This window comes from Rickettsiella endosymbiont of Aleochara curtula (genome assembly GCF_964030935.1).
Taxonomy (GTDB): Bacteria; Pseudomonadota; Gammaproteobacteria; order Diplorickettsiales; family Diplorickettsiaceae; genus Aquirickettsiella.
Window position 1 is genome coordinate 1,531,323 of record NZ_OZ034990.1, and the last position, 25,761, is coordinate 1,557,083.

Below are 25,761 nucleotides of genomic sequence, written 5' to 3' on the forward strand. Positions count from 1 at the left end.
AAAGAAAATTATCCTGATGTTTGATTAGGGTTATTAATGCTTTGTGCTTGCTGTATCAGTTGCGAGCGTCCTTGATTATTCAGTTCTAACACTAAGACCGACATAGTAGCGAGTAAACGCTCTAATGTCATCCGTGTTTGGTAGCTTTCTGCTAAGTTTTCGGCTAGTAATTCGACTTGTTGACGTTGCAAGGTGGCCGGATTTTCATGGATCAAATCATTTTTGTACCAGTTTTTATCGAGAATTCGTCGCGTCGCCATAAAATTTTCCAATTTTAATAGGCTGATAGGGCCCGATGTTTGATGGCTTAATGCAGCCAACGCAGGCTGGACGGCAGGATCAGCTTTGCTAGGATCGATGGGTTGTCGTTCTGCATAAAGTTGATAAAGATTACTTACCGCGACACTTTGTGTGGCTAAATAACTGCGTAGGCTGGCGAGATATTCTTGTATGGGTTTTTCATTCAGCTTAACTCTTAAGTTATTGGCTTTATTACCATTTAGATTTGCAACCAGTTGATTGAGATTGACGGTATTGATAGGCGCTAGTGAAGCACTTAAGGCATCAATCACATTTTTAGCTTGAATGGCTTCAGTCGCATTATAGCTAATAGGTTGTAGCAAGCTATTGATATCTATCGATTTTAAAGGATCTTTTTCAACATTAGCGTTGCTTTTGGTATTCGGATTCCAAGTGAAGGCTAAAATATTATTGCTAGTATCATTTAAGTTGGCAGATTGGGTCAGTAATTGTTGTGTCAACGGACTAACCAAAGGCGAACTGGGATATAACAAATAAGCGGCTTGGGCATTATTAATCGCAATGGTTAGATCATCGCCTAGTGGTGCAGAATTCATAGTGTTAGCTTTGATGGCGATCTGGCCATAACCCGCAACTAAATTATCCACACTGATATTACTACCGGTATCGGCATAGCTAGGAAAACTCAAGAAACTTAAGCTGGCTAAACTAATACTTAAAAAACTGCTTTTTAAAGTTTTTATTTTTGATGAGTAAGACATAACAACATCCTCATGGAGTTTGAAAGTAAAATTTCTTAAAAGTTAGCATTGGCTTGCGGTTTATTTGGACTAGGGGTGGGTCGTGAGGGTGCAAAAATATTCGGTGGACTAGGAATAGCTAAATGAGTAGAAGCGTTCGATGGTGGCGTTGGTCCGGGAATAGGTGCATTCGAATAAGGGTTTACTTTAGCGTTTTTTTCCCAAATGTTAGGCGGTTGCTGTGCCCAGGGATTAGGTTGCAGCCAGGGATTTTTATTGGCTGAATTTTCTGTGCTTGCAGATTTACTAGCGGGAGCTGAAAAGGCTTTATCGTTGTTTGAACGCGGAGTCGGTATCGCCGATGCTGCAGAGGTTTCTGGGACTGACTGATTTTGTTGAGCAGAGGGGCTTTCCGGATCGGCATTGGCTTTTAAAGCATCCAAAACTGCTTGCGAGGCATTGGTTTCAGACTGTTTGATTTCATCACGATAGGCCTGTAAAGGGTCACTTTTCGTGGGCTCAGGATACGCATAGGCTACATTGAGCATGGAGCAGCTAAAAAAAATTAAACAGCATCGAGATAGCAGAGGCTTTAGCATAATTATTCACCTTCTAATGCTTTTAAAACTAAGTCCAAACGATCTTGCGAAAACACTCTGGCGAGTAGACGTAAGCGTTCAAAGCTAATATTTCTACGCAGAAATAAGCCCGCTTCGTCTTCAGGACCATTGCTGATTTCTTCGGCATGCATGAGTAATTTAGCGGCAGAACCGGGATGTGTCGTATCTAAGGCTTGGAGTAGACGTAAAGTACGCGACATCCCCAAATGATTGCCTAAACGAATAAACAAAGCTTGCTGAGCAAGCTTATCCAGATCGACTTTATCAATGTCATCCAGCTCTTTTCCTAGTTCATCGATGCTGGCTTCAAGTGCGGTGTCGCCATTTTTAGTCCAGGATTCGACACTTTCCATGAAGCACAGTACCCTATAAATTAAGGGGTCTTGATAGTGTTTCCAATAGAGGTGTGAACCTTTGTGAGTTAAGTCAGGCATAAGTATTGTATTGTTTTATTTGTAATACCCAATCTAATTGGGTATAAACTGCTGCAAAGGAAGCTTGATTATCCAACTTAATGCGGGTGAAATCAAACTCAATCTCAAGCTGCTAGGGGTTTTCTGCTCGTCATGATACTCGATTTAGTCTAGAAACCGAAATTTGCAAGTTTGATAGGGTCAGGATAATATAGGTAATTAAACCGCGGGGTGATACGTGAGTTTTTTTGGTGGTATAAAAAAAATAATTAAGCCAGCTGTTGATGTTCCGAAGTGGATAGACTATCGACAATTGGTTAAAAATAATCGTTCGGTTTTCGGGTTTATTAAAAAGTTTTTTATTCCTGATCAAGCGAAGACACAGGAGTCCTTTGAGGAGGCACTGTTACGTCTAAAGCTAACTCCAGCCGATTTAATTCAACGCAGTAAAGAATTTACGCGTTTGCTGTGGATTTGGATTTTTCTTTTCTTTCTTAGCATTAGCTATAGTGTTTATCTCTTGTACTACCATGCTTTTCGAGGATTTTTTCCTTGTCTAGGCATTAGTTTTATTATTTTAACGCAAATCTTCCGTTATCATTTCTGGCTTTTTCAAATTAAACAACGTCGCTTAGGTTGTGGTTTTCGTGATTGGTTTAATAATCAATTTATTATAGGAAAGAAAAATAATGCGTAAGTTTCTATTAATTAGCTTTCTCTATTTGTTTCCCTCCTTGTTATTAGCAGATACGCTAAGCTTAACACCGCCCACCACCGATCTATCCATGTCGTATTTAGCGACAATTTTCGGCGTGGTAGATGGCGTATTACATGGCACAGGAAGTCAAATTTTAGGAACCATGTTCGGTGCCTTTAATGCCATTATACTAGTGATGGCTTCTACCATATTAACCTATGTCTTATTTATCTCAGTATTAAATACCTCACATGAAGGTGAGTTTCTCGGTAAGAAATGGTCATCGATATGGGTGCCGGTAAGAACGGTTATGGGTGTGGGTTTATTATTACCGAAAGCCACCGGTTATTCTTTTATACAAATCATGGTGATGTGGGTCGTGGTACAAGGAGTAGGCGCGGCGGATGAAGTTTGGAATGTCGCTTTAAATTATATGAATCGTAACGGAACCATCGTCGAACCGATACAATCTCTAGCACCGGATCCAAAATCTGGAAAAGCAAATAATACATTTCTTATCAATGATGCAGGCAATATTCTGAAGTCAGAAACCTGTATGCTGGCCGTGCAAAATGCATTAAACCGCCAAAATGCTGCAAGTTCAGCTTCTTCTGGCACACCTCCTGCTGCTCCTGTTGCTCCGGTTCCCGATTTTATGAGTTCACTGTCTGTGACTGGGAAAGGTCCTGATGGTTTAAATACGCATGCACCGATAAATTATGCCAATGATACCGGTGGGTTTATAAGCTTTCCTGGTAGAGAAGGTTTAGTCAAAACACCTTACGAAAAATATATAGGTATGTGTGGGAACGTTTCTTGGGATTTTATTGGTAAGAGTGATAATGGCCAAGTTTATAACCCAGCACAATTGACAGCCAATGATAGTGCCAGTATTGCGGCTAGACAAATGACTTTAGACATAGGCGGGTTAGCTAAATCCATAGCGAATAAATTAGTTCCTCCTTACGCAGATAAATCAGATAAAACAGTTCCTATAGTCACTTTAAAAGCAGACGATGCAATCTTTGCTCCCAATGCATTAATCGATACCGGTGATGATTATTTTGCAATTGTAAAACCCGCTTTACGATCCTTAGAGGACGATGCCAATAAAAAATATAAAGACTTCATCAAGAATGCTAAAGACACGGGTTGGATATTGGCAGGCAGTTATTATTATAACATGGCACGTTTAAATCAAAATATCAGAAATAATACAGGGACTCTGGCTATTAAAGATAAATTAATACCACAATTTAATCCTAGCTATGATAAAGGTAGTTTTAATGACATCGCGGATGACAATGTTAAACTTAATTTAAAAAATAATTTACCGGTTAATGATGGTGTTATCGACCGGTATATTAGGGATGAGATTGCTCAAGCCGGAAAGAATAATAATCCAGGGCCTGGAGCGGATCCTTCCTTCCCAAAAAATTCAGCAGAAAATGGTTTAGGTTCAGCAGCATCTTGGATAATGAATGTTATTTTCCCACGGGTTTATGACTTTGAAAGTACATTTGCTGATAATTTGAATAACAAAAATATGGATCCTATTTTTGCTTTAGCCTCACTGGGAAATGGTTTAGTAAAGATGGTTGAAACCGTATGGGCTAGTATCATAGGAGTCGCTTTTGCCGGAGGAATTCTTTCAGCTATTGGATCTTTTTTCTTCCCGTCGGTTACGATTATAGCCAACTTGGCTGCTATGTCAGTTATTATGTTAGTGATGCCTATAGTGACGGTTTGGATGGTAATAAACCTAGTTCTAGGTTCTTTATTGTCCTATTACATACCATTAATTCCATTTTTCCTGTTTGCATTTGGTAGCATTACTTGGTTTGCTGTGGTGTTGGAGGCTATTTTAGCCGCACCGTTAGTTGCCCTAGGCATTACGCACCCGGAGGGCCATGACTTTTTAGGTAAAGCTGAACAGTCTGTTATGCTGCTAGCGAGTGTTTTCCTAAGGCCGATGTTGATGATATTTGGATTTATTTTTGGGATCATCCTGTCTTATGTCGCCATTTCTGTTTTTAATCGTGGCTTTAGTATCGCCTCACAGTATTTAACAGAATACAATGGTGATATCTTTAGTATTGTCTATCAATTAGCCATGATGGCTATTTATACGGCTGCCGTATTGGCCATTGTGAATCGGAGCTTTGCGATGATTTATGAAGTGCCGAATAAAGTATTGCGTTGGATCGGTGGTCCCCAAGAAAGTGGTCATGAAGAGTCCATGCTGCAAGGTATTCGTCAACAACATGATGGGGATGTAAGGTCGTTGGCTCAACAAGCGCCTACCAGTGAAACTATCAGTGGCGCACTTACGAGTGGGCAAAAAGCCGGTCAAGCCTTATCATCAGGTAATCAAACCTCAGCGAGTGCTAGCGGAAGTGATGATGGCGGCGGCGCTGCTGGTGGTGGTCCAGGTGGTGGAGCAGCAGGCGGCGGTGCAGCGGGAGGCGGCGGCGGTGCTAATGCCGCGGCTGAAGCAGCTTTGTTATAGTCTCACCATTAGTAATTCGATATTTTAAGCTATGAAAGATGATGCTGAATTCAATTTAAATTTAGATGAGCTCTTCGCTCAGCTGGCTGAAATTACGCAAAGTTCTGATATTAATCAGCAAGCGTATTTATATTTATTGCTTTTGTGGGCTTATTTTGAAGTTTCTATGGATGAGGGTAACGAAGGAGGGGATGCTTCTGGAAGAATTGCATGCTCTAAACCTCATATCATTCAAATTGAACAAGCCTATCAAATCTTTGACTACGGCACGCATCTAAAAACATCGGCTGGAAAAAATTATGGTAGTTATTCTACAGGACGCTTACTAGTAACAGTACGCGAGATGATTAAATTAATGAGTGAGCGTGGCGCCAAAAAGCTGAAGTTTGCTGGACTGGACGCAGCTCAGCGATTTGCTAGTCTTGAATGTGAAAAGTATAAAATAAAAGTAACTAACTTTACGCCGGATAATAAGACCCAAATACTACATGATCGTTTGCCGCGCCTAGACAGCTTACGCACTAGCATCGCTTATACAGCTAGCAAATAAAACTTTTCCACGTTTGAATTTTTGAAGGAAACTAAGGCCCTCTTCTAGGTCTTAAGATTTCTTCTTCTTCAGTCTCTGAATTATAACCAGATTCCACAAAGGGGGGTGTTGATAACGGATTCTTGTTTTTATTTTGCAAGGTATGATGTTCTTGCAATTTCTTTTTAACTTCATCATTACTCAATTGTAATTCCTTTATCTGCTCTGCATTTAAAGCTGCTTTTTCCCTAATGACGACGGGTTTGCCATTATTATCCAAACGTTTGATGGTAAGCGTTATATCTTCAAGATTTATTATAATACCTTTTTCTTCAATGACTTTTTTAATCGCAGCCACAACCCTTTTTTCATTGTTAAATATCGCGGCCGCAAAATAAAAAATCAGCACTATAAGAAGAACAATAGCTGGATTTCTATAATGAGATGCGATCTCGGCGAGTTGCCTAAAAATAGCGTCCCAATCAGAAAGAATAAGTTCCATATCTAATTTCCGTCCGCTAGCTGAAGCATGCATTATTTGCTCAGAAAGATTATCTTTATGAACTTTAAGGCCAGTGACGGGGGCAGGCGCAGCGCCGATTGATAGCTTATCAAGATCGGTTTCTTTTAAAGCAAACGTGGCATCTGGATTTTTTGCTTTAAATTCTGATTCTTCGTTATTTATATGTAATTGAAGCTTAGCTACTTCAGGCCAAACTCCGTTAATTTTTCCTAAAAAGATATTAGGATTTTTTCCACAATTATCAAGATATTCGTTTAATACATTAATTAGTTCTTTTTTATCTTCTTCATCGAAGATTTGCCCATTTGCAGTGAGTTCATGCTTTAAGGTATCGCAAAGTATAATTTTTAATTCATCTAATTTCGACAGCAAAAGGTTTTTTGCTTTCTCTACAGTTGCATGCGGATCAAAAGTTGCTAATGCATCTTTCTCAGCTAAATCTAATATTTTTACATATTCTGATTTTAATTCTTCATCCATTTTTTTATAAGTTGCTGCTAATGCATCTTTATTTAAACCCGCAGCATAAATATTTTTTCCGGATTCGGAAAGATTATTTTTAAATTTTTCACCAAATAAATTAAAAAATTCTTCCTTATCATAATTAGGTAAATTAACTAATTTATTTTTAATGTGTGTGAAGGCAATCTTATATTGTTCTAAATTTATTGGCATAGTTTTATAATCCTGTTGGTCTATTACGATTGAGAGTATTACTGATTCGTATAGCCGCATTGCCAAGTTCTACAGAATGAGAATTTGCTTTATGGAATTTATTATAAATTGTTTTTTTATCATCTGAATGTACTTTGAGCTTATCCTTAGCATTTACCACTAGTATGGTTTTTTTGTTACTTAGGTTTGGGTCAGCATTGATTTTTTCTGCAAAAAAACAAATAAATATTGCTTTTTCATTAGAGCATTTTTTACCTAGCATAATCGTATGAGTTGGACCTTTAGAGCTATTAACAGCATGCGTTAATAGTGTGAAAAGAGTTTCTTCTTCGGTATTGAATTGCTTGGAGCTATTTGTATTTGATCTAGCATAAGTCATTTTATTTGCAACTCCATCTTTGATCTTATTAACAATATTTAGCCAAGGAGTATGAATTTTATAAGCTAAGCATGTTTCATTGCGAGTAACAGAGCATTTCTGTTCTTCACCATTGTGTAAGTTTAATGCAAAAGTAATAGTTTGGCCTATTTGGAGCGGATCTTGTTTATAAAAAGCACCATCTAATAGTTCAAAATCGGCAGGAAGAGGTTTTGCTACATTGGGATCTAATGAATTGGCAATAATCGTATGCCTATGAGGAAGATACACAGCATCTTCTATTTTCTTGGCTACGGGCTCTTCCAGCTGATTGATATCCTCTTCCTTGCGAACTCTTAAATCTTCAAATTTAGCGATATTTTCTTTTATTTTTGGACTAAATAGGGCCAATTTTTTGGTGATAGCATGAAGGAGTGCAATATCTTTTAGCCAATGCTCTCTTTTTTTCATAGTATCTTTTAGGGCTTGTTCTCTTTTTTCTAGCGTAAGCTTTAGCCATTGCTTTATTTTTTTCAGATCATCACTAGGATTTTTACATAATACTTTCCAAGCAAGTACGATTAGTTCTTTGCTTTCATCCTTAGTAAAGTTGAAAATTTCTTGTTGACTGATATTAACTAAACTATCAGAAATAATTTCTTTTTCAGTTTTATTATAAGCGAAAGCCCATTTGTTTTTTGCTAATTCTTGATTGATTCGCATTAAAAGAATGGTAGCTTGGTCGGCATTAATTTTTGGTAAAGCCTTATCTTGTTCTTCAAGAGGCTGATTAAAGTCACCTACAAAGTCGACAAGTTCCCGGTCATCTTTTAGTTCAGGATATGCAGCTTGTTTTGTGTCGATCTCCTGAAAAATCTGACTTACTTGCTCAGCAACAGACAATTGGATTTTACTAACTTTTTCTATTTCTTGGATAAGATCGGGAATGGATTTACCGGTAATCGCTATATCATAGAAAGTTGATATATGGAGTGAGGAACTGAGTTCGTTTAATAAATTTTTTTGTTCTTTTTCTAGCTGAACTAGTTTTAAATTAACAGATTTACCCGTTATTAATTGAAGCTTTTTTTCTAGCCAAGCTTCATTATCATGATGATTTATTTCTTCAAGTAACTCTTCGGGATTAATTTGCGCTAAATGATCTAAAGCTTTTATGCGTAGCAATGAACGAGCGGTTCGAAAGCACTTTTCACGAAGAGCCGCAGATGCGTTAAAATAATTTAAATTAGGCCATTCCGATTTCAAGCCTAACTCAAAATCGTTTACTGTATCGGCATATTGCAGTTGCGGTGGTAGTTTCTGTATTTCATCAGCAGACAATTCCACACCATTATTAATTTTTTCTAAAATGCCATCGATAAAAATGTGAGCAAAATTATCTTCAATAATAGATTTAATTTTTGCATCACATTGCTTAGACAGTATATCTTTTGTAGTTTGTAGCAAATTACTTGAGTTAGGTAAGCTAACTTTTGCTGCTTCTAAGGCATCAAGCATATTCCTTGGATTTAATATTTCATTAACAAATTCGGAAGCTGTGTTTATTATCCACGCTCTATATTCTTCAGGATTTATATTAATTGCGGTTAAACCATTTGCCAATTGAGTTTGAATATAAATCGAAGCAGATTGTTTCATTTGTGGGCTTAAGATCTGCTCATCACAAAGTTTTAATAGCGCAACATATGCTTGGGCATTGGCTTTATTAGCATTAAGAGAGTTTAATAATCTATCATGACATTCCGGATAGTCTGCTGGGGCATTAGTAAATGAATTCAGCTTAAAAAAGATATCTAAAAATTCTTTTGCTGCATTTTCAGGATAAAGTAGATTTTCTTCTTCAGATTCAGAAACTATTTGAGTAAGCGCTGTTTTAATTTCTTGTTTTGCATCTTCGATACTGAGCAGATGATCTACAGTACCATCGGCTAATAACTGACGCTTGCTTACCTCACTAGGTTCTAGCAATAAGCTATCTAAATTTTCCATAGAGAGATTCAGTTCATGTGTAAGAGCTTTTTTATAATAGTTATTTAGTCGTGCAGCTAAGTCCCTTGTTAGTTGATTTTTAAACTCAGGACCTGATATTAAATTATCTATCTGTTGTTCTAGTGTAGGCATGGATGTACCCGTATTTACGGGAGTTATTTTTGTTGATACAGTTGGATCTGTAATACCGCCAGTACTTCCAAGGGTTGTCAAACTCTCCCTAGAATTAGCTCCGATAAATGCTCCGTTTCTTTCTTCATTTGCCTTGTTCAAAGCGGGAGAGCTTTGTGATCGATGTAAATATGGGGGAGACGAAAAAGGAGAGGTTCTTACTGGTTGCTTTAAATTCGGATTATTTATAATTGGTTCCGAAGAGTACGTATTTGGGTTTGATGACAAAGGATGAAATAGACCTGAATCGCCTTGATCCACAGATGAATTATGATTTGGAAGTTGCAAATTAAGTGAGGAGCTTGATGTTTGAGGTGAAGAAGGAGTAGGGGATGAACTTAATGCCGAGTCAGCATTGGTCTCACTTACTCTCTGAGGGGTTTTATCATCCTCGCTTGTACTGAGATCGATGAGAGGTGCTTCGACGGGTACATTTTGATTTGGCATAACTTTATTCTCCTTATCCTTTTTTAATTCCTGTAATTGTTCTTTCAAACTTTGCGTATTTTGTTCAGCTTCTTCTAATCGTGTAGCTAAGCTTTCTACTTTCTGTTTGCCATTTTGAGGTTGTTGATTAATTTCGGTAATTTGATCATTTGAATTCTTTATTTCTTCATTTTTATCTTTTAATCTCTTTTTAAGCCTATCACATTTATTTTGTAGATCGCCATGGGTTTTTTGGAGAGTTTCAACGTCTTTTTTTAATTTATTATTATCATCAGATAATTTGTGTGTACTAACTTGTGATTGTGTAAGCTCTTCATTAGCTTTATCTAACTCGCTTTGGATTTGAGTCAAATTTTCTTTAGTTTTTTCGAATTCGACTTTAAGCGCTTCGAAAGCTTCATTCGTAGTATTTATATTTTTCGTAAGTTGATTTTTTTCTTTATCAAGTTTTTCAATATTTCCTTTTTTTTCTGCTGCTAACTCATTTTGTAATTCTAATACTTGAGCCCCTGAATCTTGTTTTAACTTTTCTAAATTAACTTTTATTTGACTTGTTAGGTCCTTAATAGAAATTTCTTGGCCTTTAGTTTTTTCTTCAAGCAAGCTAATCTTGCCTGTAAGCTCAGATATTTTATCTTTATTAGTCGAATCATTTTCAATTAGAGCAACTCGTTTATCTTGGAGATTAGTTATTTCATTCTTAGATTCTTCTAAAGCTTCCTGCATATTCTTTAGATTAGTATCTAATTTTAGTTTTTCAACTTCAAGATCAGATATAGTTTCTGCAGCTTTTTTGGAGGATTCTTTTAGAGTATCTATTTCATTTTGAAGTTCAGTTTTTCTTGCTTTTAATTTATTTGATAATTCTCTTGATTTTGTAAGATTTTCATTAGCTAGCTTTAAGTCACTTTCGAATTTTTCTGAATTTGCTTTTGTGGCGATTAATTTTTCTGAAAGTTTTTCATGATCTGTATTAAGAGAATTAATCCGTTGTTCTAGAAGTTTTATTTTTTCATCGTATGTTCGTGTAATCTGTTCAATTACTACTTGTTGTTCACTGTCTTTAACAGTTACTTGATCTACAAGTTTGTTTTTATCATCTTCAATTAGTTTTTTTTGTTTTTCAAACAGAAGAATTTGTTCTTGATGTTTACGTGTTAACTGATTTATTTCTTCTTCTTTTGATTTTAGTTGAGATTGGAGTTTAAATTCTAAAGCTTTATTTTGAGTTAATTCTGTTTCATAACTTTGAACTAATCTATTGGTGTCGCTGTTAAATTTTTCGAGTTTCGTTCTTAATGCTTTTAACTTGGACTCTTTGTCTAGTAATTCTTTTTTAAGAGCACCGATTTCTGGGAGTTTTAGATTGTGTAATGTAGTTAATATTTTAGCGTGGGAGTTGTCACGTTTTTCTTTATTTACAAAATTTATTTCTAGCCTTTGAAGCCTTACAACTTCGTTCTGGAGTTCATTTTTTTCATTATGAAGTATATCGTAGTCTTTTTTAAAAAATTTAAAAGATGCTTCCAAAGCGGCAAGCTGCGTTTCTTTTTCAGTAAGTGCATCTAGTAAACTTAAAAATGGTAAGTTTTCTGTAATAGTTTCTTCAGAAGTATTTGGGTTTTGCAAAGTGTCGTTAAGGTTTTTAGTTTCTGATAAATTTTCTTCAATGCTAGAGGTTTCAGCAGGTAGTTGGGTTTGTAAAAAAATTATTTTTTCATTAAGTGTAATTATTTCTGCAGATAATTTTTGATTTTCTTCCTGCAATTCCTTTAAAACTTTCATTGAGTGAGTAATATCAGGATTAGCAGAGGTGTTAGCAGCATTTTGCGCTTGTAATTTTCGTTTTTTATTTTGTTCCAATTTTGTATTTAATGAAAGCTTAAATGCTGACCAGTTAGGTATTTTTTCTAAATTTGATAGATTAATAGCTTCGTCGGTAGCTAGATTAAGTTGTGTTTTAATTGAATCGAAGAAAATATTTAAATTTTCACGATTAACATCGCTGCTATCAATTTCATTTTTAAGGGAAAGAGCTCTAGCTAAGCCAAGAATATTCGGATTTACTAATTTATATAATGCAGCAATATTTTTTTCACTTATATCTTTTTGTATCTCGATTTTTACTAATTCAATATCTGCTAAACATAGTGCATTCTTAGCGTCGGTATAAGCTTGGTTTCGCATTTCATCAGACATCATATTTTGCTGTTGTTTAATAAAACCAATTATTTTTGCTTCGACTTTTTTTAGATTTTCAAGGATAGAATCTTTTGCTTGAGAATTTAATTTTCCAATTGTTAATTTTTTTTCTGAAATTTTACGTTTTATTACTTCTAAATCTTCCTTGCTGGGATTTTCTTTTGTAGTAGCATGCGACTCAAGAGTTTTTTTCAATTCGGTTAGAATGGGATTGTCATTTAATGTTTTTTCATCTTCATTAAGCAAATCTTTTAGAGGGCTAACTTTAAATTTTTTATAGTAATTTTCGATTTGTTCAATATGTTGCTTTATATTTTTTTTAACGTTTAAAGTAGTTAAGATTTCAATGATAGACGGCTTCATTTTTATTCCTTATATCGAATTATTTTTATTATTAATAACAAAGGTTTTTTACTTATTTAATTCTACGCGATGAAGCTTAAGAAACTCTTAAGGTTTCCTTAATGAAAGGTTATGTGCAGATTAAGAATAAAAATGAAGGTATTCATGAGCGCTGTTAAGGGAGGGTGAAACCTCAGTGAGGCCGAGTGGATTGCCACGCACCTGCGGTGCTCGCAATGACGATTATATGTTACGGGCTCGGCGATGACGATGAATATTTTAGGGCTTGGCAATGACGATTATATGTTACGCGCTCAGCAATGACGATAAATATTTTAGTGCTCGCAATATAATGAGTAATTGCCCATCATTTACGGCGCGCGCGGAGAAATATGCTTGTTAACTGGAAATAGATAACTAAAATCGCTTCCTAAAGTCAAATATAAATGGGTTGTTTTTTGCGGTTTATTATATTGAAATGACTAGTGAGACTAGATTTTTTTGATAATGGGGTGGATATGCATGCTTGGCAATTACAAGATGCTAAGGCTAGATTGAGTGAAGTGGTCAAAGCGGCGAGTTTGCATGGCCCACAAGAGATTACTTTACATGGTAAACCGGCTGTAGTGGTAATTTCGAAACAGGGATCGTATTTTTAGTCATAAATCATGAGGTGGCTGATAGATGGGTTAGGTTACTATCATCAGTAAACAAACCACTTCCTGCTATTGATAATCTTATAGCGGCAACGGTGCGTTTTCATGATTTGCGTTTAGTCACACGAAATAAAAAAGACTTTATTTTTGATTCTTTACAAGTAGTCTGTCCCTGGGATTACAATCGCTAAAGGATCGCATATTAACCTACTTGTTCCCGTCTTGATGAGCTGACGGGCATCATGATCGATCTTCGCGGCTGTAAATACGCCGCGCATGACTCGATATAAATTAATGAAGCGCTAGGTGTCTACTAGAAGTTAAGCTTTCTCTAGTTCATTTAAATCCAAATCAGATAATTTGGTTACTTTTTTTACTAAATCTAATGCAAAACCTTCTGCTAAAAGGCTTTTAGCCAATTCATACCGCGCTTCTTGACGGCCTTCTTGTCGGCCTTCCTGTAATCCCTGTTGTAGTCCTTTTTCTCGACCTAATCGCTCAAAGCTGGTTATATAACTCATATTTTTTCTCTCCTCTAATTCATTAATCTTTGTTTTAAATTTTAACTCCAGATGTTCAGGTATGACTAATACCCAGTCTATCACTTTGATCAAATTTATTACATAATCTCGATTATAACCCTTCTCATATAAACGGCGAGTTAGCTGAAATTTCATTTGCGATCGTGCTTTAGGATCTTTTTTAGTTTCTAAGAAAATAAGGTGGACTAAAACAACTACTGCAAAAGGGTTGTTAGAAATCGCTAACTCTTGTTTTTTGTCATAATAATCAAGTAATTTATGAGTTTTAAAATTAAAGTTTACTACTGAAAAGCCAAAAACATTTCTTTGATAACTATTTGGATGCCAGCTTTGGTTATTATCGGTCAGAATAGCTAATGTTAGAATAGATTGATCGTATTTTGTAAAAAGTTTGCAGTAATACTGGAATAGTCGTTTAGAAAATTCTGCTTCTTTTTGTCCTTGGACTTCGATATGGATTAATACAACTTCTTCTTTCCCTGCTAACGATTTAACTTTTATTAATTTATCAACAACCGTTTTACCTAGCATAGCGTCCGTCGTAATAGACTGAAGTTCATTATCTAAAGCTATATACGGCGCTAACCAGTCAATTTTTGTAGCAATCTCAGGATAAAAAAATTCTATAAACTCTTTAAAATAGGCATCTAATATATCTTTCCATGCTGAGTCGTGGTTTGCTCGTTGCTTATTTTCAGCCATTTTTTATTCTTGTTTATTTGTGTAAAAACTTTTTAGATTCTAATCTAGTAAATGTCTAAAAAGATACTATACAGTCAAATAGATTGATGGAATAAATTTAGCTAAAGCTTATTTATAATAAAAATTGATATCAGTGTTTTATTTATTTTCTCGGCAAATCATAAAATTCAGCGATGATTTTCCAAGCCTGCTCGGCGGTTTCGACATAATGAAATAATTTCAAATCGTTGGCATCGACCATGCCTTCACTAACTAAAAAATTAAAATCGATCAGTTTGGACCAATATTTTTTGCCGAATAATAGTAACGGAATCGGTTTGATTTTTTTGGTTTGTAACAGCGTTAAAGCTTCAAAGAGTTCATCTAAAGTACCATAGCCGCCTGGGAAGCAGACTAAGGCTCTGGCACGGATCAGAAAGTGCATTTTGCGTATCGCAAAATAATGGAATTGAAAGCACAGTTCAGGCGAGATATAGGGATTAGGATTTTGTTCGTGCGGTAACACGATATTTAAACCGATACTTTTAGCTTTGACATCTTGTGCACCGCGATTAGCGGCTTCCATGATGCCGGGTCCACCGCCGGTGACGATGACGAAATGACGACGTCGATTTTTTTGACAGCGCTCCGAGACAATTTGACTGAAACGTTGCGATTCTTGGTAGTATTTGCCTTTTTCGAGTTGGTTTTTAAGCAATTTTTCTGTTTTTTTGGCGGAAGCACTATTGGGAGTCTGTTTTAATTTCTTTTGTACTTGCTTTAATTCCTGCTTGGTTACTTCAGGATCGACGACTCGCGCACTGCCAAACACAACAATGGTGGATTCGATCTTTAGCTTTTGTTGCGAGAGTTCTGGTTTTAACAACTCTAATTGCAAACGCACTGAACGTAAGGATTTGTGCAGCAAAAAATCATGATCTAAAAAAGCCAGTTCATAGGCTGGCCAGGCCACTTTTTGCCGGCTACGCTTTTTAACTTCGACTTTTGCGGATGAAAACGGCTTAGAATCTGCAATATCCATTCATTAACCTTGATGGGTATAAATGATAAGTATATCAGTGCTATTCGAGTGTGCCTAATATAAATAAATGATAGTAAAAGCAATACAGACGGTCTTTAATATCAATTAAGATTCGTTCTGGATAAAATTCTTACTTGCACTATTTTAGGTGTATAATTCCTAGTGTCTGAGAGAAAATGAAGAAAAATAATAAGGAAATCTAAATATGGCGGCACTGATGAAATTCGACACCTTAAGTTGGGCAAAAAAATTAGAGCAGGCGGGGGTTCCGCCCCAGCAAGCTGAGATTCAAGTCGACCTTATTTTCCGCGCCATTGATGACAACATTTGTACTAAACAAGATCTACGCGAGCTAGAAGGTAATATCAATATTAAATTAAAAGAGTTAGAGCTTAAAATAGAAGGTTTAAGAAGAGAAAGTCTAGGAATAAAAAACGATCTTGAAGTAAAAATGGAAGGAATAAAGGGAAATCTTGAATTGAAAATAGGAGAAATCAAAAGCGATCTTGAATTAAAAATAGAAAAAGTTTATGCGAATCTTAGTAAGCAGATCGCTAAATGGGTGCTGAGTGTTTCAGCAATCCAGACCGTGGTATTACTCACCTTAATTCGTTTTATGTATTAGGTTGGTCCATGATTTGGTGCATAGTTTACTTTATGAGCTATTAATCTCTTGATAGCGTTCGATTAAGCCCTGGGTGGAGGAATCAAAGTTTTCAGTAGTTTGCTTGCTAGGGTTATTTAAACTTTGGTAAATCTGTTTATTTAATTGTTTGCCATATTCAACTCCCCATTGATCAAATGGATTAATCTGCCAAATAACGCTTTGTACAAACACTTTATGTTCATAAAGCGCAATCATCAATCCTAAACTAAATGGATTAAGTTCATCGACTGCCAGCATATTATTGGCATGATTTCCCCGCAGATTTTTGTATTGGATATCGCTATGACAACCTTCCATAAAAGCCTTACTTTGACTTAAAGCACTGGCGATGACATGTTGATGATGCCGAATATTAAGTTTGGGATGGCGTAAGCTGCAAATAAAATCCGCAGAAAAATGCGCCGTACCTTGATGAAACAGTTGATTAAAGGCATGTTGCGCATTTAAACCTATGTCTCCGAAAATAATCGGGCAGGTGTCATAATCTACTGCCTCACCATCAATACGCGTCGATTTACCATTACTTTCCATCTCTAACTGTTGTAAATAAGCTGGAAAATACTTTAGTCCTGCATCATAGGCTAATATCGCATGAGCGGAAGATTGAAAGAAATTGACTTGCCATATGCCTAACAGACCTAATAACACTGGCATATTTGCTCGCCAGGGTTGATGGAAAAAATGGCGATCCATAGCATGCGCACCGCTAAGCAGTTCACGGAAATTTGACATACCGATGGCTAAGGCAATCGGTAAACCCACCGCTGACCATAATGAATAACGACCGCCGACCCAATCCCAAAGTGGAAATACGCACTCAGGATCGATACCAAATGCAATGGCTTTCTCGATTTCGCTGGTGACGGTTATGAAATGTTGTTTAATGGCTGCTGAGCTAAATTTTTCTTGAAATAGTTTTAGGATGCTTTTGGCATTCAAAAGCGTTTCGCAAGTGGTAAAGGATTTGCTAGTAATAATAAATAAGCTGCTTTCTAAGTTTATTTTTTCTAATAAGCTTCGTAATGTTCTGTCATCGATCGATGAGATAAAATGAAAGCGTAAGGAGTTTTTTTGCCAGAGTTGCAAGGCATGAACGGCCATTAAAGGTCCTAAATCTGAGCCGCCTATCCCTAAATTAACAATGTCAGTTATTTTTTTGTTGCTAAAGCCGCGCCATTGTTGCCGATGTATTTGTTCCACGAAGTGTTGCATTTTATCTAAACAGGCATGAATTTTTACTAAGACATCTTCGCCATTCACGATTAATCCGGATTTTCGTGGGTCGCGTAATGCGGTATGCAAGGCAGGAAGTTGTTGTGTAGTATTTACACAAGCACCTGAAAATAAAGCGTGGATATGCTGCTTCAGATGAGCATTATCGGCTAATTGAGCGAATAGTGTTAGCGTTTTATCAAGTACCGGATTTTTTGAATAATCAAAATATAAGTTTTTTTCAGTTAAGCTAAATTTTTTAGCACGTAATGGATCATTATGAAATAATTCTGCGAGGCTGATTTTTTCAATTTGTAAAAAATGCTGTTTTAAATTCTTCCAGCTCGCCGACTGAGTCAGTTCGGCTTCGATTCCATTCATATTGTTCTTCCTCGTTTTTTGGGACGTTTGGCTCCTCGGGGCGCTTGCGTTGCGATTAGGATTAATTGTTTTCTGGTTTCATCATCGGCTTCTAAAAATTCAGTCCACCATGTCGCAATGTCGGGATCAATTTCCTTGATTTCGGCGCGTAATAATAAAAAATCATAAGCAGCACGAAAGCGCGGATGATTCATTAAGCGGTGCAACATAAAAGGACGTCGTTGCAACAATCGATGTTGTAAATCCCATATTTCACGAATAGCGGTACTATACCGACGCGGAATAGTAATCAGTTTTTGTTGTTTGCTCAGTGCATAACTTACTGCATGTTGATAGGCAACAAATATGGGTGTGTGTTGGGCTATGAGTTGTTGAGCTTTAGCTTGTACGGTAGGCCATAAAAACACGGCAAATAAAAATGCCGGTGAAACGGTTTTGCCTTGTTGAATACGTTTATCAGTATTTTCACAGGCAAGTTCTAGTAGTTTGTCGTTGGTATCATCTAGAGAATCTTGCTTAGCGTATGGGAATAATTCGTTGAGTAGATGATATTGCTGTAGTAATTGGTAGGTTTTTAAGGCTTGTCCATGATGAAAAAGTTTAAGTACTTCTTCAAATAAGCGAGCGGGTGGCACATGACGCAGTAAAGGCGCAAGTTCTTGTATCGGTTCGGCAGTAGCGGGATCTAACTGGAAACCTAATTTTCCGGCAAAGCGTATCGCGCGTAAAAGCCGAACCGGATCTTCTTGATAACGAGTTCGTGGTTCGCCAATAATGCGTACGATTTTATTTTGTATATCCGTGAGTCCGCCACAATAGTCGACCAAGGAAAAATCTGCAATATTGTAGTAGAGGGCGTTCATGGTAAAATCTCGTCGCCATACATCTTCTTCAATAGTTCCATAGACATTATCACGTAATAACATACCGTGCGTGGCAATCTTGCGATGTTTAAGCGATTTTTTTTTGCTTTGCGCTCTAAAGGTACTGACCTCGATGATTTCCCGACCAAAGCGAATATGTGCGAGACGAAAGCGGCGGCCTATTAATAAACAATTACGAAAAAGCTTTTTGATGTTTTCAGGACTAGCATTGGTGGCGATGTCAAAGTCCTTAGGCTTTTGCTTAAGTAAAATATCCCGTAAACAACCACCTACTAAATAAGCACTATACTTATGTTGATTCAGTCGGTAAAGAACCTTAAGCGCATTATCACTAATATCTTTGCGGGAAATAGTATGTTCAGCCCTAGGGATGATGTTGGCTGGTACGTGCGCTATTTTTTTGGGGAATAGTCGATGGAAAAACTGCTTAATAATGGGGATCTTCCTCTTTTGTATAATTCATTAATGGGTAGGTTTGACAAATTGATAGACAATTTTTTGCTCAAAAACCTATGAAAACCCACTTCTAGGCAGGTATGCTACCAAAATTCTTTCATAATAGTATAAAAAAATCACGGTCATGGCGAGCGAATGTCTAGATTGCCGCGCGCCTGCGGCGCTCGCAATGACGAACAATAAGCTGCGGCGATCGTAATGCCGTCAACACGCTAACCCTCGCAATGAAGAACAATTGCTGCGGCGCTCGCAATGGCGTTCATGTTCGTAAGACATCAACGCGCTAGAAACCTTGCAATGACGTTCAACATAGCTATGGTGCTTGTAATGACAAAGTTGCTTATGAGCTCGCAATGATGATTAAGCCTAGTGTCACTAAGTTGAAGCTTTATAGACTAACAAGATCAACAGATCTTCCTTACGTAAAATTGTATCTTTACTTGGATTAATTTTCCTGACACCTTTGCGCTCCATGCCTAATACGATTCCATCGATATGATTTTTTTGCATGGCTTCTTCTATAGTAAGCCCAACAAACGTATGGCTTTTATCAAGTAAAAAAGTTTTTAGCTCCAGATGATTAAATAATTCCAGTTCTTCTTGATAGATGTTTACCTGTAATAGCTGACTAAAGGTGTCGATTTGTTCGTCACTACCTAAAATAAACAGTTTATCATACAGCCTAATTTTTTCATGATGTGGCGGAGTCAAAATGATTTTGGGGCCACGATACAGCGCAACCACATGGATGCCAAATTGTTGCGCCAAGTCTAATTCTTGTATGGTTTTATTAATAAAATAATAATTATTCTGGATGTCAGTGCCTTTTAAATTGACACCCCAAGCGCTTAATTCATCTTTGGAAGTTTCTTGTATGCTCGGCGTTTTAATATTGGCTAGAAATCTTTTTTCTAACCAAGGATAAAATTTTTGTAAAGGTTTATGTAATAAACTAAATAAGGTAAACGCAATAAGGATGAGCAGTAAAATAATTGACCAAGTATGAAAATAAGTGACGGCTAACGTCGTGATGACGGTTAAAGTAAAAATCCATCCTATGGCAATAATAGGTTTAATGGCTGCCAGGCGTCGATGCGGGAAAGCACGGTAGGCAAAAATCATGCCCCAGATAAATGGCGAAGCTAATAATAAGGCAATCAGACAACTTAAGGTGTTTACCCAATAAGTTGCAGTGATCCATTCACTAATTTTTGGAAATATCCATTTTTCACTTAAGCTAAAAATAATAGCCACCATGACGCTATTAATCAGCAAGCGCGTGATGTATTGACTGTAAACCGCACGTTTTTTCTTCAATCTTAGGTAACGATGGATGAGTATCGTGTAATGACTGAGTAGCTGTCTCACGCGCGTGGGAAGATTTTTTTCTAAAAGTTTACTCAATGCCGCCGAGGACATAATGAGATAAGGCGTGGTAAACGTGGTTACGGCCGATACGGCAATAATAATAGGAAATAGCGCAGGGCGCGTCACTTGTAATGTCAGTCCTAAGCCGGCAATAATAAAAGAAAACTCACCGATTTGCGCCATACTAAAGCCGGCGCGCACCGACGTGGTTAAACTTTGTCCCGATGCTAAGGCGCCGGTGCCGGTAGCAAGAATTTTAGCGATGATGGTGATGATGGAAATGAGTAATACTATCCAAATATTTTGCAAGATCATACTCGGATCGATCAGCATACCCACCGAAATGAAAAACACTGCCGCAAAAATATCACGGATCGGCCGCATATATTGTTCAATAAATTGAATTAAATCGGTTTCAGCGAGTATGGAACCCATAATAAAGGCGCCTAATGCCGTGGAATAACCAAAATACGCGGCAATGCAGACCAATATTAGACACATCGCTACGGAAACAATCGTTAAAGTTTCTTGATTGGCGACGTCGACTAGTTTTCGAATCAGTGTGGGAATTAAAAAATAACCGATCAAAAACCAACTACCAACCACGATAAAAAGTTTAATCGCGGAGTCTGCGAGTGTGGCAGAAATAACCGCATGTGTGCCAACTACGATAGAGAGTCCGGCGAGTAATAAAATCGCGAGTAGATCTTCGACGATCAACACACCAAAGACCAGTTCAGCAAAGTGTTTGCTTTTCAAACCCAATTCTTCCATGGCTTTGATGATAATAGTGGTCGATGAGATGGATAGTGCCGCGCCTAAAAAAATACAATCATACGTCGACCAGCCCAATATTTTGCCTAGCACGAAGCCTATGGCTAAAACTATCAGTACTTCAAACAAGCCAGTAATGATAGCCGGTGTGCCAACGCGTTTCAGTTTATGAAAACTGAAATCTAAACCGAGTGAAAACATCAAAAAGATAACGCCCAATTCGGAGAGCGTATGTAAGCTGGGTACGTCAGTCACCAGATCATAGGGCGGCACATGCGGGCCGACAATAATTCCGGATAATAGATAACCCAATACGACCGGTTGTCTTATTTTTTGAAATAGCAGTGTGACTAAGCTGGCGACGCCTAGTATGACAGCGAGATCTTTAATCAGTGGAGCAAGGGGTTGCATAGATGTATTGTTAGTCTTCTTTTAGGATATATCAAGTTTTTGCATGACTTTGTATTGCAGCTTTAGTGAAAACGATTCATTGCTTGCATAGTTTAATTTTTTAAGATTTTTTGTTTAAACAAAACTTAAGGCAATCTTATTTACTGAAACGAGTCTTTGTAATTGATTAGTAAAAAGTAAATGCAATGTTTGTATCATAAAAGTCAGTCATTGATCTGCAGCGCAATAGCTGACGAAACTTTTCTTAGAACTTAATATTTCATTAATATTTTTTCTTTACTCTTCGATAACAACGTATGATCCTTATCAACATCATAAATAAAAATTTAGCGATATTGTTTAGTATGATGGAAATAAACGATCATGAAACCTATTAACACAATAAAATTAAGGTAAGATATGACAAAATTACAAGCAGTGGGTCTGCAGAATAGAACCTTAGAGATTAAGGATAATTTTTTCCCTAAGATTAAGAGACTTGATATCAACGATGGAACTAATTATCAAATGGATCTGGCTCGTTGTGTTAAAACATTTTTTGAAGAGATGAACCAAGTAGGGGAGCAAGAGTTTGCATCCTTCCTAAAAAAACATCAATTTGAGAATACTGATGCTGGTCAACAACAAAAATACACCGATGCTTTTAATTGTTTAGTTGCTTTTATCGTCGCTGAATATAGTGAGTCAGATCTTTTACGTTATTTTTTGGCCAAAAACTCCTCTCCTGAGGCTAAACCGACATCAGATTCACATTCATGGCGTATTGTTTATTGGGCGCAACTCTTGGGTTATTGGGCAAGAAAATTATTTAACACACAAAGGTTTGTGGTTAACGCAGAGATTGAGAATGAATCTCTAGGGTCTGCTATAGATGCAATCAGGATAGCTTTGAAGGAGAAGAAAGCTAATTATTTTGATTTACATCAAAATTCAGCTTTTAATGAAAATTTAGAAATAGTGGTTGGTAAATTTGTTGAAAACCGTCATTCAGTTCTTAATAACAGTTTAGAAGATTCTGGTTCAGTAATTGGAGAACCCCTCCCTTTTCTTCAGAAAAACGAAACATCGGAAAGTGCAGCTTCTTCAAGTTCTTATAATCAAGTAACAACATCTTCAGAAGAAAAAAAAGAACCTGTGGTACCACCCCCACCTCCATTACCTATGAATATTAGTAAAGGTGATTTAATCAAGGATATCGTACAAATTGTCAAAGAGAATAAACAAAAAAACGAAAGTGGAAAATCAAGCGGGCCCAACTCTAGTAATGGTATTGATTTTATGAGGGCATTAAAAAATGCTCTTGATATACGCCGCGCAGCTATAAAGTCCGATGAAAAGTTAGATGATCAGAATACCAATGATTATGAATCTACGGATGAGTGGGACGGTAAACCTTCCAATGTGATTTTTCATATAGTCGATGCTAACGAAAATACAGGTGAAGATCAGGTAGACGGACTGTCACCTAAGGTGAACTGTGTTTTTATGTTTGAAGAATTAAATGACGAAAAGCTTGGAATATTTAAGAACCGCTTAAATGATTTACTTCCTGATGGTTCGGAGTCTATTTCATTAGTAACTATAGTAAATAACATAGTCATAGCTTTTGAAACTCTTACTAAGCTTACTGAAATTAACGTAACTGACCTACAAAACCAAAAGGCTGAAAGTCAAGATTCTCAAAATGCTAATACAATTGGGCGATTTTTTAGGGGATTTTTTAATACAACCAAAACTGATAAAAACAATCTACCACCTATTACGGATGGTTTTACTCTAAGATGATCTTAACTATTAAAATTAGCATTTGATTTGCTAGTTTAAGATACATCATTAAAGGACATTGCTCATCACAATGTCCTTTTCTTTTTGTCCGTTGCTTGCTTATGTGAGTCCGATATATATAGGTATATAATGTGCCAATTAATAGGGTCAATATCCATGACAACATCACTATCTCTGATTGGTTATGCATCGGGCATCGCTGCGAATGAAGCTGGCTGTGCCGAAGGTCCGCTGCAGCTACAAAAGCATGTCTTAGAGCAACAATTATCCGAACAGCATTTGCGTGCTCATTGGCAAGCCATGCTAGTGCCGCGTAGTGGCGACAAAAGCGATAAATTGCAGCGCGTGGTGGAACTCAATACCGAATTGGCTGCCATAACTTTTGATTTAGTCCAACAACAACAACGCTTTGCGGTGTTGGGAGGCGATCATTCTTGTGCAATCGGTACGTGGAGTGGTGTCGCCGCTGCGCTCGAGCAACAACCTGAGAGTGAGTTGGGGTTGATCTGGATCGATGCACACATGGATAGTCATACCTTTGAAACGACGGCTACGGGTAATGTTCATGGTATGCCCTTGGCAGCGCTGTTAGGTTATGGCGATCCAGCGCTAACACAAATCGCTATACCTCGTCCTAAAATCGATCCAAAACGCTTGGTGTTAATCGGCATCCGTAGTTTTGAGGAGGAAGAAGAAAAATTATTACAGCGTTTAGGCGTACGTGTTTATAACATGCAAGCGATTGCAAAGCGTGGTTTGGATAGCGTTTTTTCGGAAGCGATAGCTTATGTTAAAGCAAATAGCTCAGGATTTGGCGTTAGTTTGGATTTAGATGCCATTGATCCTTTTGATGCGCCCGGCGTCGGTGTGCCAGAAGCTAACGGTATTGCAGGGGAGAGTTTATGCCAAGTATTGACTCTATTACGCCAAGAAACATCGCTTATTGGAGTTGAAGTGGTGGAATACAACCCTTATCATGATAAGGATCTTAAAACCGAAAGATTAATTAAAGAAATATTGCTGGGTATTTTTGGAGTTTAAACTAAATGAGTAAGCAAAGCGCCATCGCCGATCAACAGTCAGAATCTTCTAACGATCTAAGACTGAATAATCCCATCGAGTTGGAGCAACGGTATGGCGCGGCCAATTATGATCCTTTGCCGGTGGTGCTTACACGTGGTTTGGGTGCCGAAGTGTGGGATACCGCCGGTAAGCGTTATATCGATATGATGAGTGCTTATTCAGCAGTGAGTCACGGACATAGTCATCCGCGGTTAGTGCAGGTTTTAACGCAGCAAGCACAACGCTTGTCGGTGTGTTCACGCGCTTTTCATAGCGATAGGTTGGGCGCTTTTTTAAAGCAGGTCTGCGACTTAACGCAGATGGATCGTGCTTTACCGATGAACACCGGTGTTGAAGCGGTAGAAACAGCGATTAAAGCTGCTAGAAAATGGGCTTATACCGTTAAAAAAGTGGCACAAAATCAAGCCGAGATTGTTGTTTGTCGTGGCAACTTTCATGGCCGTACCACCACCGTGGTGGGCATGTCATCAAAACCACAGTATCAGTTGGGTTTTGGGCCTTTTGCTCCAGGATTTAAAACCATAGAATATGGTGATGCCGAGGCATTATCAGCTGCAATCACGCCTAATACCGCGGCATTTTTAGTCGAACCTATTCAAGGTGAGCGAGGCATAGTTGTGCCACCCTCAGGATATTTGCAAGCCATTGCCAAAATTTGTCGAGAAAATAATGTGTTACTCATTTTTGATGAAATACAAACCGGTTTAGGTAGAACAGGAAAATTTTTGGCATGCGAACATGAGCATACTAAACCAGATGCTTTGATTCTAGGTAAAGCATTAGGTGGCGGCTTACTACCGGTGTCTTTATTTTTAAGTCGTCGTGAAGTGATGGATGTTTTTACACCGGGCGATCATGGCAGTACTTTTGGCGGGAATCCCTTAGCGGCTACAGTCGCATTAGAAGCTTTAAACATACTATTTGATGAAAACCTAATCCAACGTTCAGCAGAGTTAGGCGATTATTTGCATCAAAACCTATTAAAAATAGCATCACCACTCATCAAAGAAATTCGCGGTAAAGGTTTATTTATCGGTGTCGAACTGGATGGACGCTATGCAAAAGGGCGTGATATTGTTTTACAGTTGTTAGAGCAGGGTTTATTAAGCTATGAAACCCACGATACCGTTATTCGCTTAGCGCCGCCTTTAGTCATTAGCAAGGAACAGTTAGATGAAGCCTTAAGCATCTTAAAAAAAGTATTGTTAGCGAATACCGTTCAGCAAAATTAAAAGCATATTGATCAAAGATACTCATAGCAATTGGATTTTTGGCAAGTGCCGCGTCCATGCAAGAATCTGGTTTATACAATAACCATGAGG

The 25,761-nt window shown here is 37.4% G+C and carries 19 protein-coding genes; 9 read left to right on the forward strand and 10 right to left on the reverse strand.

The window, feature by feature from the left end; translation table 11 throughout:
* Positions 1-8: 8 nt before the first annotated feature.
* Genes AAHF87_RS06795 through icmW form a run of 3 tightly spaced genes read right to left on the reverse strand, consistent with a single transcriptional unit; the run spans position 9 to position 2,055 of the window.
* A complete protein-coding gene (locus AAHF87_RS06795; RefSeq protein WP_342147753.1) occupies positions 9-1,022 on the reverse strand; it encodes a hypothetical protein in 1,014 nt (337 codons plus the stop codon).
* Between the two features lie 35 nt (positions 1,023-1,057).
* Positions 1,058-1,600 carry a hypothetical protein gene (locus tag AAHF87_RS06800; protein ID WP_342147754.1) on the reverse strand — a complete coding sequence of 181 codons (543 nt, stop codon included), beginning with the start codon at positions 1,598-1,600 and terminating at the stop codon, positions 1,058-1,060.
* 2 nt (positions 1,601-1,602) lie between these two features.
* The gene (gene icmW, locus AAHF87_RS06805) at positions 1,603-2,055 is read right to left on the reverse strand and encodes a type IVB secretion system protein IcmW (RefSeq protein ID WP_342147755.1); all 453 of its coding nucleotides are present in this window, start codon (positions 2,053-2,055) and stop codon (positions 1,603-1,605) included.
* Between the two features lie 217 nt (positions 2,056-2,272).
* Between icmW and icmV the strand changes: the two genes are divergently transcribed.
* From icmV to AAHF87_RS06820, 3 genes are read left to right on the forward strand one after another with little or no spacing between them, the layout of a single operon-like run.
* The gene (gene icmV / locus AAHF87_RS06810; RefSeq protein WP_342147756.1) at positions 2,273-2,731 is read left to right on the forward strand and encodes a type IVB secretion system protein IcmV; all 459 of its coding nucleotides are present in this window, start codon (positions 2,273-2,275) and stop codon (positions 2,729-2,731) included.
* Entirely contained in the window at positions 2,724-5,240 is a 2,517-nt protein-coding gene (gene dotA, locus AAHF87_RS06815) for a type IVB secretion system protein DotA (protein ID WP_342147757.1), read from the forward strand. The genes icmV and dotA overlap by 8 nt, the downstream gene beginning before the upstream one ends.
* Positions 5,241-5,271: 31 nt before the next feature.
* On the forward strand, positions 5,272-5,790 hold the full coding sequence (locus tag AAHF87_RS06820) for a hypothetical protein (protein WP_342147759.1): 519 nt from the start codon (positions 5,272-5,274) through the stop codon (positions 5,788-5,790).
* A gap of 31 nt (positions 5,791-5,821) precedes the next feature.
* On the opposite strand, the gene AAHF87_RS06825 is transcribed toward AAHF87_RS06820, so the two are convergent.
* Together AAHF87_RS06825 and AAHF87_RS06830 are read right to left on the reverse strand one after the other, a co-directional pair.
* Positions 5,822-6,967: a hypothetical protein gene (locus AAHF87_RS06825; protein WP_342147760.1), complete on the reverse strand. Its 1,146-nt coding sequence runs from the start codon at positions 6,965-6,967 to the stop codon at positions 5,822-5,824.
* Between the two features lie 4 nt (positions 6,968-6,971).
* Complete coding sequence (locus AAHF87_RS06830) at positions 6,972-12,518, reverse strand: hypothetical protein (protein ID WP_342147761.1); 5,547 nt, start codon at positions 12,516-12,518, stop codon at positions 6,972-6,974.
* Positions 12,519-12,982: 464 nt separating this feature from the next.
* Here AAHF87_RS06830 and AAHF87_RS06835 point away from each other — a divergent pair, with 464 nt between their 5' ends.
* Both AAHF87_RS06835 and AAHF87_RS06840 read left to right on the forward strand, forming a co-directional pair.
* A complete protein-coding gene (locus AAHF87_RS06835) occupies positions 12,983-13,156 on the forward strand; it encodes a type II toxin-antitoxin system Phd/YefM family antitoxin (protein WP_342147762.1) in 174 nt (57 codons plus the stop codon).
* Between the two features lie 14 nt (positions 13,157-13,170).
* Positions 13,171-13,344 carry a hypothetical protein gene (locus AAHF87_RS06840; protein ID WP_342147763.1) on the forward strand — a complete coding sequence of 58 codons (174 nt, stop codon included), beginning with the start codon at positions 13,171-13,173 and terminating at the stop codon, positions 13,342-13,344.
* Positions 13,345-13,473: 129 nt separating this feature from the next.
* On the opposite strand, the gene AAHF87_RS06845 is transcribed toward AAHF87_RS06840, so the two are convergent.
* Entirely contained in the window at positions 13,474-14,397 is a 924-nt protein-coding gene (locus tag AAHF87_RS06845) for a hypothetical protein (protein WP_342147764.1), read from the reverse strand.
* Between the two features lie 142 nt (positions 14,398-14,539).
* A complete protein-coding gene (locus AAHF87_RS06850) occupies positions 14,540-15,418 on the reverse strand; it encodes an LOG family protein (protein ID WP_342147765.1) in 879 nt (292 codons plus the stop codon).
* A 205-nt stretch (positions 15,419-15,623) separates the two neighbouring features.
* Between AAHF87_RS06850 and AAHF87_RS06855 the strand changes: the two genes are divergently transcribed.
* Positions 15,624-16,043: a hypothetical protein gene (locus tag AAHF87_RS06855; RefSeq protein ID WP_342147766.1), complete on the forward strand. Its 420-nt coding sequence runs from the start codon at positions 15,624-15,626 to the stop codon at positions 16,041-16,043.
* Positions 16,044-16,073: 30 nt separating this feature from the next.
* Here the strand turns inward: AAHF87_RS06855 and pgi are convergent, their stop codons facing one another.
* The 3 genes from pgi to AAHF87_RS06870 all read right to left on the reverse strand — a co-directional run bounded on the left by pgi (position 16,074) and on the right by AAHF87_RS06870 (position 21,571).
* Positions 16,074-17,678: a glucose-6-phosphate isomerase gene (gene pgi / locus AAHF87_RS06860; RefSeq protein WP_342147767.1), complete on the reverse strand. Its 1,605-nt coding sequence runs from the start codon at positions 17,676-17,678 to the stop codon at positions 16,074-16,076.
* The gene (gene pcnB / locus AAHF87_RS06865) at positions 17,675-19,021 is read right to left on the reverse strand and encodes a polynucleotide adenylyltransferase PcnB (protein WP_342147891.1); all 1,347 of its coding nucleotides are present in this window, start codon (positions 19,019-19,021) and stop codon (positions 17,675-17,677) included. The genes pgi and pcnB overlap by 4 nt, the downstream gene beginning before the upstream one ends.
* 372 nt (positions 19,022-19,393) lie before the next feature.
* The gene (locus AAHF87_RS06870; protein WP_342147768.1) at positions 19,394-21,571 is read right to left on the reverse strand and encodes a cation:proton antiporter; all 2,178 of its coding nucleotides are present in this window, start codon (positions 21,569-21,571) and stop codon (positions 19,394-19,396) included.
* A gap of 399 nt (positions 21,572-21,970) precedes the next feature.
* Here AAHF87_RS06870 and AAHF87_RS06875 point away from each other — a divergent pair, with 399 nt between their 5' ends.
* From AAHF87_RS06875 to rocD, 3 genes are all read left to right on the forward strand, one after another.
* The gene (locus tag AAHF87_RS06875) at positions 21,971-23,356 is read left to right on the forward strand and encodes a hypothetical protein (RefSeq protein ID WP_342147769.1); all 1,386 of its coding nucleotides are present in this window, start codon (positions 21,971-21,973) and stop codon (positions 23,354-23,356) included.
* Between the two features lie 156 nt (positions 23,357-23,512).
* On the forward strand, positions 23,513-24,397 hold the full coding sequence (locus tag AAHF87_RS06880; protein ID WP_342147770.1) for an arginase: 885 nt from the start codon (positions 23,513-23,515) through the stop codon (positions 24,395-24,397).
* Positions 24,398-24,402: 5 nt separating this feature from the next.
* Positions 24,403-25,671 (forward strand): ornithine--oxo-acid transaminase, encoded by a 1,269-nt coding sequence (rocD, locus tag AAHF87_RS06885; protein WP_342147772.1) that lies wholly within the window; start codon positions 24,403-24,405, stop codon positions 25,669-25,671.
* Positions 25,672-25,761 lie beyond the last annotated feature (90 nt).

Coding starts and splice junctions, on each gene's coding strand:
- AAHF87_RS06875 (WP_342147769.1), top strand. CDS start 21,971: ATGACAAAATTACAAGCAGTGGGTCTGCAGAATAGAACCTTAGAGATT.
- dotA (WP_342147757.1), top strand. CDS start 2,724: ATGCGTAAGTTTCTATTAATTAGCTTTCTCTATTTGTTTCCCTCCTTG.
- AAHF87_RS06795 (WP_342147753.1), bottom strand. CDS start 1,022: ATGTCTTACTCATCAAAAATAAAAACTTTAAAAAGCAGTTTTTTAAGT.
- AAHF87_RS06870 (WP_342147768.1), bottom strand. CDS start 21,571: ATGCAACCCCTTGCTCCACTGATTAAAGATCTCGCTGTCATACTAGGC.
- pgi (WP_342147767.1), bottom strand. CDS start 17,678: ATGAATGGAATCGAAGCCGAACTGACTCAGTCGGCGAGCTGGAAGAAT.
- AAHF87_RS06850 (WP_342147765.1), bottom strand. CDS start 15,418: ATGGATATTGCAGATTCTAAGCCGTTTTCATCCGCAAAAGTCGAAGTT.
- AAHF87_RS06800 (WP_342147754.1), bottom strand. CDS start 1,600: ATGCTAAAGCCTCTGCTATCTCGATGCTGTTTAATTTTTTTTAGCTGC.
- AAHF87_RS06825 (WP_342147760.1), bottom strand. CDS start 6,967: ATGCCAATAAATTTAGAACAATATAAGATTGCCTTCACACACATTAAA.
- rocD (WP_342147772.1), top strand. CDS start 24,403: ATGAGTAAGCAAAGCGCCATCGCCGATCAACAGTCAGAATCTTCTAAC.
- AAHF87_RS06845 (WP_342147764.1), bottom strand. CDS start 14,397: ATGGCTGAAAATAAGCAACGAGCAAACCACGACTCAGCATGGAAAGAT.
- AAHF87_RS06820 (WP_342147759.1), top strand. CDS start 5,272: ATGAAAGATGATGCTGAATTCAATTTAAATTTAGATGAGCTCTTCGCT.
- AAHF87_RS06880 (WP_342147770.1), top strand. CDS start 23,513: ATGACAACATCACTATCTCTGATTGGTTATGCATCGGGCATCGCTGCG.
- AAHF87_RS06830 (WP_342147761.1), bottom strand. CDS start 12,518: ATGAAGCCGTCTATCATTGAAATCTTAACTACTTTAAACGTTAAAAAA.
- icmW (WP_342147755.1), bottom strand. CDS start 2,055: ATGCCTGACTTAACTCACAAAGGTTCACACCTCTATTGGAAACACTAT.
- AAHF87_RS06855 (WP_342147766.1), top strand. CDS start 15,624: ATGGCGGCACTGATGAAATTCGACACCTTAAGTTGGGCAAAAAAATTA.